Here is a 16,644-nt window from a genome sequence, read left to right as displayed (position 1 = left end):
TTAAATAACAACAATAACGATAGTTTAATTATTAATATTAGGCTGCGTGATATCACATAAAAAACAATTAGATAGCATAGTGCTATTAAAGTGATATTTATCCAGTTTCTATTTTAAAAAAATGGGTAATAATAAAATCACAGCTTAAATAGATATAATTATTATATTATTGAAACATCTTTAGCAGCATGCAGTCCCCCGCTCATGCTGCCTTTTTATTTATCGCTTATTAGCGTTGATATACTCCTTTATATTCCCCACTCTTGTTTGCCATCTAATTAACTACCGTTTTAAATACAAACCACTCAATAACAACTCGCAATATAGCCTTTCAGAAACTAAATCATCTTCACTTACTACGCACAAAAATGCTAGTAGGTTATGTCGCTACCAGCTTAAAAAGCAATGAGATCCTTATCACGGTTGGTTATTACGGTTACAAATGTCCTATAAAAGCGTCGTTTCTCTTCTATCTTGCTCACGATGAAGTGCTTATATTGAGCGCATTGCCCAAGCACTAAATTATTTAACAGCAGGAGAAACCTATGAGAATTGTCGCGATCACCGCATGTCCAACAGGAATTGCACACACCTATATGGCTGCCGACAAGCTCACAGAGACAGCAAAAAAACTTGGAATCACAATAAAAGTCGAAACCCAAGGAGCAATGGGAATTGAAAATCGCCTCACTGAACAGGATGTTGAGCGCGCTGATATTGTTATTCTCGCCGCCGACATCAATGTTGAGCAAAGCGATCGTTTTAATAAACACCGCTGTCTAGAAGTTTCTATTCAAGATGCATTACAGCATCCACGACGCATTTTTTCTCAATGTCAGCAACTGTTGTTAACTCACCAATAATATTAAATAAATTTAAGGCGTTTTATTTATGACTCATCAATTTCAGTTTCAATGTGTATTACCCAACGGCATTCACGCTCGTCCAGCTAACCATTTAGAACAACAGTGCCGCCAATTTGAGTGTCAAATTACACTAACCAATCACCGCACTAATAATTCCGGTGATGCAAAAAGTGTTTTAGCCTTAGTAGGCACCGATACGCTATTAAATGATAACTGCACAATAAGCTTTGAAGGCGCAGACAGTGAACAAGCATGTCAGACACTTCAGACTTACATTGAACAACAATTTCCCCATTGCGATGAGGTATTAGAGACGTTTTCTGATGATAGCGACATCGTAATACCGCAATCATTGTTACGCCACCAGCCACATTTGATCACTGGTAAACGTCTTGCCCCTGGTATTGGTTGTGGTGTTTTAGTTGCGATGAGTCAAGTCGATCCACAGCAGTTTGCAACAGCAGTACACGATGACAATGAAGCACAGCGTTTTGAGCAAGCACTCGCGCAAGTTAGTACCCACTTAAATCACATCATTGCTACGGGATCACACCACGAGCAGGAAATCACCAGCGCGCATTTAGCGATTATTAATGACTCAAGCTTCATTGACGGCGTAACAGCACTGCTAGCAACCCACTCGACGGCTAATGCTATTTTGGCAGTGATGGAAAAACTGTGTCATCAACTTGAACAGTCAGCAAGCAGTTACTTACGAGAACGCGTACTGGATATCAAAGATGTATCGATCCAATTATTAACCGCAGCTTACCCAACAGTACTTGATAACCAAGCAGAGTTTTCACTCCAGCAACCAAGTATTGTGATCGCCAACGATTTAACCCCAAGTCAATTTTTAGGGCTTGATAAAGCGTTATTACAAGGCTTGGTATTAACTCATGCAGGCAGCACTTCACACACTGTGATTTTGGCGCGTGCGTTTAATGTTCCAACCCTATCAGGGATTGAAATTAAAGACTGTGCAGCAGCATTAAACCATCATGTTTATGTTGATGCTCAGTTAGGTGTACTGGCTATTGAGCCTAGCAATGAAGTTTGTGGTTACTTCGATCGTGCCATCACATTGGCGAATACGCTTAAACAACAGCAAAGCCAGTACGCCCACCAGCAAGCGACCACTGCTGATGGTCACACTATCGAAGTTGCCGCTAATATTGCCTGTTCAGTCGAAGCAGATAATGCTTTTGCACAAGGCGCTGAAGGTATTGGTTTATTCCGTACTGAAATGCTGTTTATGGATCGCCAGCAAGCACCCGATGAAGAAGAGCAATTTAATCATTACCGTGAAGTATTAGCCGCTGCCAATGGTAAACCGGTCATCATTCGTACCATGGATATTGGTGGTGATAAGCCGATTGATTACCTTGCCCTACCTCATGAAAATAACCCGTTCTTAGGTTACCGTGCGGTACGTATTTACCCACAGTTCTTGGCATTGTTCCATACTCAATTAACGGCTATTTTACGTGCCTCTGTGCATGGCAAAGCAAAAATCATGATTCCAATGATTCAGAGTATTGAAGAGATCCGTTGGGTTAAGCAGCAACTAGCATTTATTAAACAACAACTGACAGCCAAAAACATCGCTTTTGATGCTGATATTCAACTCGGTATCATGGTTGAAATTCCATCGGTAGCATTTATTGTCGATTTATTCTGTAAGGAAGTAGATTTCTTTAGTATCGGCTCAAACGATATGACCCAATATTTATTAGCGGTTGATCGTGATAACGCCAGTGTATCAAAACTGTATAACAGCTTAGCACCTGCTTTCTTACGCTTATTAAAGCAAGTGGTTACGACTGCGCATGCCCATAGTAAATGGGTTGGTTTATGTGGTGAACTTGGTGCAGACAGTAAAGTATTACCATTACTTATTGGCGCAGGTCTCGATGAAATCAGTATGAGCGCACCAAAGATTGCCGCCACTAAAGCACAGTTAACTGAAATCAACTTCGCTGATAGCCAAACACTATTTGCACAGGCGTGTGAGTGCGCCACCATTGAAGAGGTCGAGGCATTACTTGAACAACGTCATGCTCAAGCTCAAGTTAAGCCAATATTAGTTACACAGTGTGTATTTAAAGGCGCTGACTTTGCAAACAAAGAACAAGTGATCCAAGCGCTAGTGGGTAACTTAGGTATTCAAGGCCGTACTGACGACGCCTATAAGTTAGAAGAAGATATATGGGCGCGTGAAGCAGTATTCTCAACCGGTTTAGGGCATGGATTTGCGATTCCGCATACTAAATCTGACCATATTCGTCATTCTAGTATCAGTATTGCTCACCTTGATAAACCTATTGATTGGATGTCTGATTCAGGTGAAGTTGATTTCGTTATCATGCTAACCCTAAATAAAGACCAAGGTGATCAACACATGCGCATCTTTGCAGGTCTTGCCCGCAAACTTATTCATGAAAGTTTCCGTGATAGCTTACGCCAAGCGGAATCACCAGAGGCAATTATTGCCATTATTACCGAACAAATTGGTTTATAAGCCTCAAGCCAGATAAAAACAGCCCCGCCATTGCCATTAAACAGCAATTGCGGGGCTTGCTTATTTTACGCTACCAGCAAATTACTGGCGTGACATATCAAGTGGGAAATTATCAACAATATCAGGTTGCTGATCATTATCATCATCAAGATCTTGGATATCAGGTATGGTGTCGTTATCACTATCTGTCAGATGGGTACGAGTAATTATCTCATATGCAATACCGCCATTGGATTGGTCAGAATTATCATCAAGTTGCATCACATCCAATTGATAAATACCACGAGTATTATCAGTGATCGCCATAGGATCAGCTTTGAAAAGTAATTTAATTTCCCCTTCGTTTAAACCTTGGTTATTAGGGGTCACAATAGCATTTAGATTACGAATAATATGCGGCAATTGGGTGATCGTTTGCCATTCATCTTGACCCGTAAAATTAACTAAATTGATCTGTAATTGCCCACCTTGTTGTAAAAACCGTTGCTGCTCTGCTGTCCCAATCTGAAGAATAATCGGGTTACTATCTTTAGTAATACTACGGGCAATAAAGTTAATTTGTTGAGTTAGATTCGCTAATAAATCCACCACATTCATATTACGCCACGCAATATTATTGTTATAACGGGTATTATAATTAATATTACTGGTTTCAGGATTAGTCATTGGATCTTGTGGGTTTACCAATCGAGCAATTAAGCAGTAATGACCAGTACTTGGTGGTGTCCAGCCTACTGTCGCATTAATATCTGCACCGACAGCTAAACTACCGATAGTATCTGTCCCTAATAGAGTCCAATCTGCAGGCCATGATAATCCCGTCGCAGCATGTGCCCAATAGACTTCAACCGTGGTATTAAAGGCTGTGGCTGCACCGCGATTTTTAACATTTACATTAATCTCGTTTGGCTGACCATATTCAGGATTTTGATGACCACCAGTACTGCCAACAGTGGTACGATTCCAGATAGCTTTACTGCGCCACATATTCTGCCCAACCATATTTGCGTCAGGCTCATTTCCGGTATCTGGCGCGGTACCGGTGTAATCATAATGGGTATCTTCAACCCAAACATCTGCAGTATCATCACAAGCGGTTGGAATCGCGAAGCCATTGGTAACACTGAGACTATTATTACTGACCGAAACCGCATCAACACCTAAACCAAAATCAGCAAAGGCTTGCCACACTAGGCACACATCTTCACCAGCGTAATTATCAATTGCAGCTTGAATGACACCATCGCGTGTATCAATAAAACTCGGTGAACAAATAGTATTTTTTAGCCCTTCAGTGAAATATAACAACGCACGTTGGTTACCACTGCCTCCCATCGCATTATACAAATCACTATCAAAGCCATGTTCATTAACTAATGCCCAATAGACTTCCCAACCCGCCTGCGCCCACACCGAGCCAATACCATGAGGCACTGACATGCCAGATATAATGCTTTCATAAGTATAATTATTAATCGCTGGATCAGTACTGTATTGTTGAGGACGAATACCGGCACCGGTTATTGGCTGTCCAAGTACATAGGTTCCCATTCCGCGAGGATCTGCCCCAGTCATACCAGCAGGATGGGTTAACATAATGGCGTATAAATCACTGATCCCTTCAGATGGGCGTTGGTAGTTACTCAAGCAGTTAACATTGGTCGGACCGCCGACTAAACGATTAGAAATACCATGGGCATATTCATGAACGATGATCGCGCCATCATAATCACCATCACGTTCAGGCGTGGTTAAATTCCATAAGTACATTTGCATTCGAGGGCGAATACCATCCGCTGGCGTATAGAAATTGGCATTGTTATAACCGCCGCCATCTTGTGCTTCAGCACGAACATCATCACCACCAATACCTGCACCGCCGTATTGATTCACCTGAAAATTACCAGATGCTTGATCAAAGCCATACAGGTAAGTAATGTCATGGATAATATTATTCCAGTAAAACAAGTTAGCTGTTGCAGCATAGCTACTGTCTGCTGGTGACAATGTTAAATCCAATGGAAATAAGCAGTTAAGACCGGCACCACAATCAGGCTCTGTACCTGTCGGTGACCCACTGTTATTTGAGTCATTATAAGCATGGACGTTATTACCGCGCATAATGGTATATTCAGCACCAATGCTGGCATCAAGATCATGCCATTTCCACGGTGAACCTGGGCTAGCCGCTGGGTTGCTGATCACTTGACGAGTATTTAATGGCGTAGCATGATTTGGCGATTCAACCGGAATAGGAAACGCCTCATAGCTATCACTATCTACTTGATCAAAGAATGCCAGTACATCACCATTTTGAGCATCCACCAGCATTTGGTAGACATGGCGTTGGTCGTGGGTAAATAAAATAAAACTCCATGCTAGGCGTAGTTGATCACCTTTGACTGGAAAATATACCAGTGTGGCATCAATTGGCTCTTTAGAAGCAGTTGTTGCTATTAACGTGGTTTTTTGATCGTCACGACTAAGATCTTCGCTGTCGATCTTTGGTTGATGAATCAGGTTGATCCCGACTTTTCTCGCACCATTAATGATCGCTTGTTGCACCGACACCGCAGGAGCGGCTTTATTAACGATGACTTGATCAACGGCGGGTGAAAAACCATTGTTAACACTTAAAATACGCCCATCACGATTAACATTTACCTGTAATAAGGCATTAAAAATATCGCGTCCATGACGTTGCTGTTGAAAGTAATAGCGTTGTGAACCCGTCGCTTGTGTTTGACGAACTTGCTGACTAACATTAGCCAAATCGGTGTCAGATAACCGTAATAAGCCACGTTGTTGATTAAGAAACTCCATTACTACTGTTGCAGTTGATTTTGTCGGATCAGCTTCGGTTAAATAACCGGTTTGATTATAGATAACCCGCGCGACACCGGTTTTTTTATCAAAATCGACATTCAACGTCGGTAATCGCTGCGTCAATGTTGTTTGTGCATTTACCTGTGTGGTGGTGGGAGTAATATTGATATTGGCCGTTGCAGCGACTCGCATATCATAATTAGCTGTTTCAAGATGATCGGTTGTATCTTGGCGTTGTGATAAATATAAATCGACATTATTAATGCTTAATGGTGCCGCTGTCACAGCTTTTTGAACCATAAATCCAATTGCTTGCGCTTTAATATCGTGCGCCCCGACACTGGCTGTAAACACCAACGCTCCATCGGTGGTAAAGGCATCTTCGCCTGTAACACCAATCGGCGTTGATGCATCATCAATATAAACTTCTGCACCTTTGATCGGGTTGCCATTAGCGTCATAGACATTCACTACAAATTGCGCATTTAATGCCGTAACTACTTCAACCTCAGAATCATTAAACGTCACTTGGCAACCAAGAGTTTTATCTTGTTTGGCTAAAACAAAATTATCTGAGGTACAACTTGCAAAAGCACTGACCGACTGATTACTTTCATCAAAAAATTTAAGGGTTAAATAAAGCGCTTCACTATTTGCGTCTGCAAAACTGATATTCAGTGGTATCGTCGCTTGATAGGCCGTATTTGGGCTAGTGGCTGGCGTCAACGTAATCGCATTATCAAAGACAATCATGCTATCAGGGTTGATCACTTTAAGTTGAGTACGTAAATGATTAAGACCATTGACATGATCGACAATATTATTTGGAATCTCGATGGTTAAGTTGGTGCTATCTCCCTGCGCGTCAAAGTTAAACACCGCAATAGCCATTAAAGGAATAATATCGTACTGAATATCTGTCGTTGTTGCGTCAATCACTAATGCTGAATTAGGTAAAGCCAGTTTACCTATATGCTGATTATCATCGTAAAAATTAACCCCAAGATCGTAATTACCAAAAGCAATATTAAAATAAAGATTTGAACGTGAGGTTGCAGGATTAATCGCAAATTTCATCTCTGCGGCATTATCAATCGCAATCCCAACAATAGGGTTATTCAATGCCAATAGATTTAATTGCGTTGCATCGACATTAAAAAATAATTTCGCCATTTCAGGATTAATCGATATTTGAGTATCAATATTACCTAACACTGGCGTTATAACCATATCGATTAACGCATTACCGCTTGAAACTTCTGTTGTCAGTTCCCCATAATAAGCTTGTTGATTATGCTGTATATGAAGCACGAAATGATAATTAGCGGGGGCTAAACCTAACGTAGTTGCAGATGATATTGCAAAACTGTCGACGTCTAAATAGGCTTTCCAATCAAAATCTTCAGTGGTATTTTGATCGAGGTTAGTTACCGTTAATTTTCCCGCAACTAAAATAGGTGCTTGAACGTTTTTGGCTATGGTTTGATTGTTATTATTGAATACTTGAAAAGCACTAAATTTAGGAGAGAAATCAACCGTTACAGCATCAACCTTGGCGCTATTATCATTACAACCAATGAGCGAGAGTAACACACCCAGTAATATTCCATACCAATAGTGCAATCCTTTCATAATACAACCTTCTATAATTTTATATTTATACCGTCAGCATTACTGACACAATATAAAATTATAGTAATAACCAATGACCGATTTCGTCTTATAACAAAGACTGCCTTTGCGGCTAATCACAATGAATACTTTTTCACCCTTTTAAAAATGATGCAAATAGATCTAGCGTTTATTGATTGTTTTACGGCAGCTTTTAGCTAGTTCATCACCTTAAAATCACCGAATATAACCACCTATGCATCGCGTGTTGCTATCGATTACTCCAGCCTCTTAAAAAAAGGAAAGAGTAATGTAAACAGGTTATTGGGCAGTTGATGCTTTTATTCTTGCCAATATCATATTGTGGATCACTGTCTGCGGTATTTTTATTTATCAGCAGTAATAACCAGTGGCGTTTGTTTAGGATTATGCATTTGGTGGCCTACACTGTGCAACAGCCAATGTATGGCGTGAGGGGACATGTGAAGATTATTTCCCAAATCAATTTAGTAGTTCACATAATATTGAACATTGGGAATATTAATCAATAAACTGTTTTTTGCCCTTTTAATAATAGTTATTAAAGGGCTTTTTTATTGCCTTGATTATAAAATTCAGCATAAAAAAAAGAGCCAACAAGGGCTCAAAAAAATCATATCATACTTTTAAACGTAAAATTATTGTTCTTTTTGTATCCTTACAAAGGAAAAATAAACATATAAAAGCAAAAGGTTATATCGCTAATAATTATCAACTAAAATAAATTTTTTTTTGTCAGTATTAAGTAAACTATTAATTTAATTTATACATATACATAGACGAAAAGCATAAGTAAAGACCAAAATATTTATATTTATAATGTTCCACCTAGTGAAAGATAAAATGAGCTTTCACCTGTAGATGTTTGACCATAACTTAAATAAACAGGTCCTAAAATAGAATCAACAGCAACATAAACACTACCCGCAGTAATTGCAGTATCCCAACTTATAGCTGATGAACGATCCCATACGCCGCCTCTTTCTAGCGAACCACCCACATAAACCGGCAATTTTATCGCCCCAAAATTATTATCAATGACACGATAACGGTACACTAAGCTCGTCAACGCACTATAACGCCCATTTAACTCATAGCGATGATAGCCTGATAAGTTAAACAAACCGCCAAGATCTTGCGCGTAAATAGGCAACAAATCATCAGCATCTGAACCTGCAGTTTTTATCGATGCTACTAATGTATGTCTATTATATGTAAACGGTTTTATCATCGATAAACTATAATATACCGTATCGCCATTCTTTCTGTTACCAGAGTCAGGTAAACGCAGGGTATGACTATAGCCAACTTCACTGTTTAAATAAGATCCATGGGTTGGAAAAAAGAAGCTATCTAAATCATCATAAGTAAGATTGAGGTAAGGCCCATACAAATCATAATCTTCTTTACGATCAATAGAAGCAACACTAATGCTACCAGTTTGCCCTTGATAACCTAATGTAAGGGCAGCCCAAGGCTTAATATTCCATCCCATTTCAACATAAGCATGTGTTTGATTATATTTTGCATCAATATTTTTTAATTCATTATGATTAAAATTAAAATGATCAAATCGGCGAATTTCATTACTGACTTCAGCACCAAATGCGGTGAAATAATGTTGCTGATAATCTATTGGAAAATAAAATTCAGTGGTAATTTTTTTCCAGCTACCTAATTGCCACTCAAGTAACCATTCACCGCCTTTCTCGGTAAGATCTGTATAAATATATTGAGCACCAAAAGAAAAATCAGAGCGACTTTCAAAATCATCTTCAAATGCTAAAGTAAAATTTAAATATCCTGGGCCCCAGGACTTTTCATTAATATCCATCACAAGAATATTTTTATTATTTTTTTGTTTTATCGAATAATTAATACGCCCATAAATATCTTCACTTTGAAGTCGTTTAACGGCTTGCTCTAATTCATCATTAGATATTACTTTCCCTGTTTTTAAATCTAATTGTGCTAATAATGTTTTATTCGGTAAATTAGTATTATTTACAATTTCAATATCATCAATAAAATAAGAGTCATGTGCAGAGAGATGTACTCGCCGAATATTTTTTTGTTTATTATATTCAGCATAGTCTGTTGGTGATAATTGATAACGTAATAAACGAGGTAATGATGCTATCGCTATTTTTCGTCCCGCTTGATAGGCTTGCTCAAGTTTATCAAAATCAGCAGCCGTCATAAAAGCAACATTTGGCTGTAGATAAATATCAGTTTGCTTCATTAAGCTTTTTTGATAATCAGCACTGGCATTAGTCATAAAAGTTGTTAGCTGCGAAACAATATTCAAAGCACTGTCTAAATCTTTTTTAGGCATTAAGCTATCACGAAGATCTACCGCAATAATAACATCAGCACCAAGCTGTTTAGCGACATCAACTGGCATATTATTAACCACACCGCCATCAACCAATAATTTATTATCTAAATGTACAGGTTTTAATGCGCCCGGCACTGTCATTGACGCTTGCATTGCAGTCGCTAAATGACCCGAACTGATTACGACAGGCGTCACCTTCGTAATATCAGTCGCAACGCTACGGTAAGGAATAGCCAAACGATCAAAGGTTTTTAATGCGGGTAAATTATTAGTAAGTTGACGTAAAAGTACCGCCAAACCTTGGCCTTGAAAAGCACCAGGACGAGATTTAAACTCACCATCAATATCTAAGCCTAAATCCGTATGTAACTGATAAGTATCATTTTGTTTTTTTCTACGTAGCGATAAGTCATTACGACTAGCACGATCTATATAACCGATATTCCAATTGGTATCAAAAGTACGCTGCTTAACTTCTTGTGCCGAGAAGCCCATCGCATACATACCACCGACATAAGCCCCCATACTGGTACCGGTCACAATATCAACGGGAATACGATTCTCTTCTAGAACCTCAAGCACCCCGATATGGGCAGCACCTTTCGCTCCCCCTCCACTGAGCACTAACCCGATTTTAGGACGTTCAATGACGGGACGATCTGCCGCTGCAGCATAGACATTAGCAGCTGGTGTACTAATAATAATACAAAATAAAACCCTGCTAAAATCCTTTTTACTGAACAACATCGTCTAACTCCGCTAACAATAATACCTAATATCACATAATACATTGCTAGTATCATGCGTTAATTGTTTGAAGTTTATTAAAACAAAAAGAGCACTTATAAGCACTCTCTTTATTAATACTCTTTTGTGATTATAAATCAAATGCCTTTAGCGACATCGTCTAATGCACTTAAAACTTGCTCAGTAATATGACCTTCATGGACGAGCTTACATACTTTGCGTCGAACAGCTAATCCTGAAATTAAACGTTCGATGGATAAATGGCGTTCATCTTGACGACTATTATACAATTCAACCGTTTTACTTAGGGTTTCATAACTCACACGCTCTCCCGCCACATGCAGCCAATCAAGCTTCTCTAGATAACCCTGACACTCTTCGGTTATTGTCGCAGCAGGATGACCAGTCATTGCTGATAAAGCAGTTATACTGCGTTGTAGCGCTTCTGAAGAAGTATATTTAGATAAAACGATTGTTAACTCATCAGCATTGATTTCAACTAAGTGCTTACGGAGCTTAATACGGCGACCTAAACGGCCACGAGGACGTGATTCTTTACGCTGAATAGGTTCAAATTCACCGTCAATAATCGCTGAGAGTTGATCCAATGCTTGCTTAGGCATAATTTCATTACGTAATGGATTCGGCATTGTTGGAGCCATATTACGTTTACCTTCATTGGTTGTTTTCGCGCGAGAATAACGAATGACTTCTTCAGCATCAGATTTAATGTCAATACGATAATCAGTGTAGCGCTTATCAATTTCTTCAGCAGAAATCGTTAAGTGATAACCCCATAAATTTACCGCAAACATGGTTTCTGTCACTTTTCCTTCAGCTAACTTTTTTAATTCACGAATAATATCTGAAGAAAAGCGACGCCATTCGATATTCCTAGCAAGCTTTTGATTTAATTCACTTAAAAGCATTGAATCAACCACACGACGAGACATGCGACTTCTGAAAAAGGTGTATAACTGAAACACTAAAGTATGTTGACGTAAAATTTCTGGCGGGAACAAGAAGAAATAATCACGAGTTAACAGTTCATCAAAAAAGGAAGGTTCCCAAACTAAAATATATAGATTTGGTTTGATGCGAATTTCACCATCTTCACCTTCTTGAGGTGCTTCTTCTGATGCTGTAATTGTACGAGCTATAAATCTAAATCGATCACTTTTAAAACCTTCAGGCATGTTTTCACTCAGCCAACGGCCGGTTAATTCATGCAATTGAAAGTCAGTAAATTCAATGCGATCAATACTTTCACGAATAGAATCTCGCGCAGGACCGCTATCTTTCTTGCCTCGAAGCGCCAAAATATCTGTAATATATACTGGTGTTTTATTCGCCATTGAACGTAGTTGGATCTCATAATCCGCAAGATGATGATCATGGTATTGTACGGTCAATGTAAATAACGCAAATAATGTCATAAGATCATCAACAGTCATGATCGACTTTGATGATCGTGTTTCAATGATCGCTTTAGTGCCGCTAATCGCAACCATGGCTTTTTGATAACTTTTTTTAGTACGAGGTGGTGCTAAAGCCTGATCAATAATCCCCGCCCAACTTGTCGGTGATACCACAATCTGATCAGCTTCATCTGGCATTGAAGGCGGAGTGCCTAAACCATATTCAGTCAGTAAACGGCGATTAACATGATTTTGAGCAAGGGCTTTAGAACGTTTTTGTTTTTCATGCTGTTTAAATTGTTCAGAGAGTAAACTCCCAGTACCAAGCTGCGAAATAAGCAAAGCAGGATTGATAAAGTGATGAAGCATCGTTTTACCAGCAAGACCTTCTTCAAAACGTACTGGTTGTTGATTAAATAAACCAACTGCAACCGCGGCTCGTAAACGTTGTTGAATTGCTGCTCGTGTTAACTGCCCTTCTGTTGCTTCAATGAGCTCCGTCGTAGAAACCATACCATCTTGGCTTGATAATCCACGTAATGAAATAATGTTCAATAGCTCAATAATACTTTTGGTTACGCCTTTAAAATGTTGATACTGAGGTAACCAATCAACTAAATTTGCAGGGATCACAAATAAATGACCATCTTTGTGTGATCTTGGCGCTTCGATTAATATTTTATCAATCGGATTTTTTTTTGGTTTTTGAGCGGAGTTCATCTGTCATTAGCCGTAGAAGCATCATCTTTCCGTAAAGATTAATAGAAAAAGATCAAGAAAGAAAGTTTTTTATTTAAAGTATTTAAAACTGATCTTTATGATTAAATCTGATCTTATTGATTATATGATCTAATGATCAGGTTATTTTTTTGATTATAAGTTTATGTTTATTAAACTTATTTTTATTGCGTATTGGAACGATGATCAATGTAAATACAGAAGCATGATCATATAGAGCTTGAAAGCATGATCATCATCATGCTGGAACGATGATCATAATTAACTTGAAAACATGATCATAATAAATCTGAAAGCATGATCATCGGTCGTTATCATCTTATCCACAACCTTATTCACAAGCTGAGTAAATATAGAATTATTTGAGGTCATGAAGGTGGCTATTTGGGTTCTGATTGCGCTTTTAAGACTGGAAAGATGATCACCATTGCGTAGTTTCAAGTTTTAAGCCGTCATATCATGCTCAAATATTCAATCGACAATGAATTTTAAGTTGAATTGACACTAAATTGAAATGACATTTGACGTAAAAAGGCGACCAAACATCATCAATCCGTTGTGGGATCAATGATCATCAGCGATTAAGTGTATTTCAATCTAACTATGATGCTTCAATCTCATGTTAATTTTATCATTTTATGCTGACCTTTATTGCTTCTAACCCCTTATTGAATCTGCATTCTCCGTAGTTCTACGGAGATTTTACATGCTTCCGTAGCGTTTAGTTTCAATGGCTGATTTTTATTGTTGCTCTTGATCATTTTTCCGCTATCAATCTAACTAAAATACACTGTAAACAATGGTTTTTTAATGATTATCAGTGCTTGATCATCGTTTCATATTTAGCTGATTTTCAATGGAACAATGATCAAGTACAGAGACTATTTTTTTAAATGTTAGGCCTAATTTCAGATTGTTTTTTAGATAGTTAATCGTTATTTGCTATTTTAGGCTGATTTGCTAATGAAATTGAGCTATTTCATTAGCATTACGCTATTGTTGGTGTTGGAAATGCTTTTAATGTTGAAATAACATATCCCGTAAATTATTCATTATTTTCATTGTTCCGATAAAAAGAGCCCCTATTCTAATTTACATTGTAAACCTGTGACACTGTAACACTTTTATAAAAGTGTTTTCCTTGGGTAATTATGAAGATAATAAAGACAGATTTAAGTCTAAAAAATATGAAATTTTATGCTTTTTGCATTAAATCATGTTTTTATGTGCGAATAATATCACATGCTTTTGTTCAGCTTTTTATTGTTTATGTCGTTATTTATTGTACAATATATTCAGTCAATCATCATGGCATAGAGTAATAATGAATAGGGAACAGACGATACAAAATTTGCTCAATATTGCAGAGCAAACTAAACAAGTACAAGCTGATCGTATTGAAATTGTATTAGAAGAGCGTCGTGACGAGGTTTTTCCACCAATGTCAAAAGCTTTAATGGAAACACGTTCAGGCTTAACGCGTCGAAAGTTGGATGATGCTATTTCACGGATGGAGGCAACAGGTCATCAATTTACTAAAAATAAAGCGAACCATTACTCAATAACGCTTGAAGAAGCTCACCAATTAATGGTTTCAGCGAAAAAACCTGCTTTTTATGAGCGTGAAGGTGCTGGTCGTAAACCTTGGGTAGTGAATGTTCAGAACCAAAAAGGTGGTACTGGAAAATCAATGACAGCAGTACATATTGCTGCATGTTTGGCGTTAGATTTAGATAAACGCTACCGAATTTGCCTTATTGATCTTGATCCTCAAGGATCATTACGTTTATTTCTTAACCCTTTGATTAGTATTGGCAAGCAAGAAACAATCTATTCAGCTGTTGATGTAATGTTAGATAATGTGCCTGAAGGCGTATTAACGGATAAACATTTTGTAATGGATAATGTGGTGATGCCAACCCAATATCCTAACCTTAAAACAATTGCTGCTTTTCCAGAAGATGCAATGTTCAACGCTGATGCATGGCAAGATCTTGCAGTAAATCAAGACCTTGATATTGTTCGGTTGCTTAAAGAGAAAGTGATAGATCCTATTGCTGATGAGTTCGATATCATCATGATTGATACCGGTCCTCACATCGATCCTTTAGTGTGGAATGCAATGTATGCGTCTAATGCGTTAATTATTCCATGTGCTGCAAAACGTCTAGACTGGGCATCAACAGTTAACTTTTTCCAACATTTACCGACTGTTTATGAGATGTTCCCAGAAGATTGGCATGGTTTAGAGTTTATTCGTTTAATGCCAACCATGTTTGAAGATGATAATAAAAAACAAGTTTCTGTATTAACTGAAATGAATTACTTGCTACGTGAGCAAGTAATGATGGCGACAGTGCCGCGCAGCCGTGCTTTTGAAACCTGTGCTGATACTTATAGTACTGTTTTTGATCTTACTGCGGCTGAATTTGAAGGGGGCAAAAAGACCCTTTCAACAGCTCAGGAAGCGATTCAGCGTGTTGGTTTAGAGTTAGAACGTGTTATGCACAGCCACTGGGCAAACTTGAACGAGGAGTAATTGACAGATGGCGATTAAAACTACAGATCTTAATGCGCGTTTATTTGGTAAAGCAGATAAACGTCGTGCTACTAACGTTACAGAAGCACAAACAGCAGCACGTGATAAAGCTGCGGTTATTGAATTAGCTGTTGCGGGCGAAGATACTGTTGCGTTTGAATTAGTAAAAGTAAATGCAGATGATGTTAGTACTCAAACAATCGTTTTTGCTGAAAATGCCCGTGAGCAGGCTTTCCTAAATGAGCATGCTTTAGCTGATATTTTAGTAACATTAAAAGATCGCGGTCAGCAATATCCAGCTGTAGGTCGTTGGCTTGAAGATGGTCGTATTGAAGTATTAGACGGTAGTCGCCGTCGTATGTCTTGTATTATTGCCCATAAAGATTTTCTAATTTATGTAGCAAAGGGCATTAATACTGAACACGCTAAGTTTCTATCTGATGTTGCGAATGCGCATAAACCTTTATCACTGTTTGAACGTGGTAAAGAGATGCAGTCGCTATTAGATTCAGGAAAAGTCGCGGATCAAAAAGAGCTTGCGAAGTATTTACAATGCAGTGAAGCATTGGTGAGTGGTGCATTAAAAGCGGCAAGTTTACCGATGGAATTACTGATGGCTTACCCTAGTGTCGGTGAGCTTGGTCGCCCAACGATTGTCAAACTTCATCGTATTTTCTTTGGTTTAAATCATGAGCAGCAACAGCATATGATTGCTGATTTAAGTGGTGAGAATGCGGCATTATGGAAAACAATTAATGCGCAAGGTATTAGCCGTATAACGCGTGAAGTGACTGGAAAATTAGAGCAATTAGGGGAGCAATTACACCCGAAAGCTGTGGTTGAAAAGCCAACGTCACAAGATCTCATTAAGGGTAAAGTTTCTTATACTCGCGATGGTGATAAATTACAGCTTAAACTGAAAAAGATGAGTGACCGTCAGATCAGTGATGTACTTGCTTATTTAAATGATTATCTAAAGTAATGGTCGATTGTACTTAATA

General features: G+C 38.4%; 7 protein-coding genes. 4 read left to right on the top strand and 3 right to left on the bottom strand.

Going from position 1 to position 16,644, the window contains the following annotated elements; genetic code table 11:
• The first annotated feature begins 545 nt into the window (after positions 1 to 545).
• Together BTN98_RS12230 and ptsP are read left to right on the top strand one after the other, a co-directional pair.
• Complete coding sequence (locus BTN98_RS12230) at positions 546 to 863, top strand: PTS fructose transporter subunit IIB (protein WP_060996858.1); 318 nt, start codon at positions 546 to 548, stop codon at positions 861 to 863.
• Between the two features lie 28 nt (positions 864 to 891).
• Positions 892 to 3,387, top strand: a complete 2,496-nt coding sequence (gene ptsP, locus BTN98_RS12225) for a phosphoenolpyruvate--protein phosphotransferase (protein ID WP_060996857.1) — start codon at positions 892 to 894, stop codon at positions 3,385 to 3,387.
• Positions 3,388 to 3,468: 81 nt separating this feature from the next.
• Here ptsP and BTN98_RS12220 read toward each other — a convergent pair whose 3' ends face one another.
• The 3 genes from BTN98_RS12220 to BTN98_RS12210 form a co-directional block, all read right to left on the bottom strand.
• Complete coding sequence (locus BTN98_RS12220; RefSeq protein ID WP_060996856.1) at positions 3,469 to 7,845, bottom strand: M36 family metallopeptidase; 4,377 nt, start codon at positions 7,843 to 7,845, stop codon at positions 3,469 to 3,471.
• Between the two features lie 832 nt (positions 7,846 to 8,677).
• Complete coding sequence (locus tag BTN98_RS12215) at positions 8,678 to 10,948, bottom strand: patatin-like phospholipase family protein (RefSeq protein ID WP_060996855.1); 2,271 nt, start codon at positions 10,946 to 10,948, stop codon at positions 8,678 to 8,680.
• 137 nt (positions 10,949 to 11,085) lie between these two features.
• Entirely contained in the window at positions 11,086 to 13,086 is a 2,001-nt protein-coding gene (locus BTN98_RS12210; RefSeq protein WP_060996854.1) for a replication initiator protein RctB domain-containing protein, read from the bottom strand.
• A 1,342-nt stretch (positions 13,087 to 14,428) separates the two neighbouring features.
• Here BTN98_RS12210 and BTN98_RS12205 point away from each other — a divergent pair.
• Positions 14,429 to 15,643 carry an AAA family ATPase gene (locus tag BTN98_RS12205; RefSeq protein WP_060996853.1) on the top strand — a complete coding sequence of 405 codons (1,215 nt, stop codon included), beginning with the start codon at positions 14,429 to 14,431 and terminating at the stop codon, positions 15,641 to 15,643.
• A 7-nt stretch (positions 15,644 to 15,650) separates the two neighbouring features.
• Positions 15,651 to 16,625 carry a ParB/RepB/Spo0J family partition protein gene (locus BTN98_RS12200; RefSeq protein WP_060996852.1) on the top strand — a complete coding sequence of 325 codons (975 nt, stop codon included), beginning with the start codon at positions 15,651 to 15,653 and terminating at the stop codon, positions 16,623 to 16,625.
• The last annotated feature ends 19 nt before the right edge of the window (positions 16,626 to 16,644 follow it).

The sequence above is a fragment of the Photobacterium aquimaris genome (genome assembly GCF_002954455.1).
Taxonomy (GTDB): domain Bacteria; phylum Pseudomonadota; class Gammaproteobacteria; order Enterobacterales; family Vibrionaceae; genus Photobacterium; species Photobacterium aquimaris.
Note: the sequence above shows the minus strand (reverse complement) of the source record. Positions and strands in the feature narration are given on the sequence as shown.

Coding starts and splice junctions, on each gene's coding strand:
- ptsP (WP_060996857.1), top strand. CDS start 892: ATGACTCATCAATTTCAGTTTCAATGTGTATTACCCAACGGCATTCAC.
- BTN98_RS12205 (WP_060996853.1), top strand. CDS start 14,429: ATGAATAGGGAACAGACGATACAAAATTTGCTCAATATTGCAGAGCAA.
- BTN98_RS12215 (WP_060996855.1), bottom strand. CDS start 10,948: ATGTTGTTCAGTAAAAAGGATTTTAGCAGGGTTTTATTTTGTATTATT.
- BTN98_RS12220 (WP_060996856.1), bottom strand. CDS start 7,845: ATGAAAGGATTGCACTATTGGTATGGAATATTACTGGGTGTGTTACTC.
- BTN98_RS12230 (WP_060996858.1), top strand. CDS start 546: ATGAGAATTGTCGCGATCACCGCATGTCCAACAGGAATTGCACACACC.
- BTN98_RS12210 (WP_060996854.1), bottom strand. CDS start 13,086: ATGAACTCCGCTCAAAAACCAAAAAAAAATCCGATTGATAAAATATTA.
- BTN98_RS12200 (WP_060996852.1), top strand. CDS start 15,651: ATGGCGATTAAAACTACAGATCTTAATGCGCGTTTATTTGGTAAAGCA.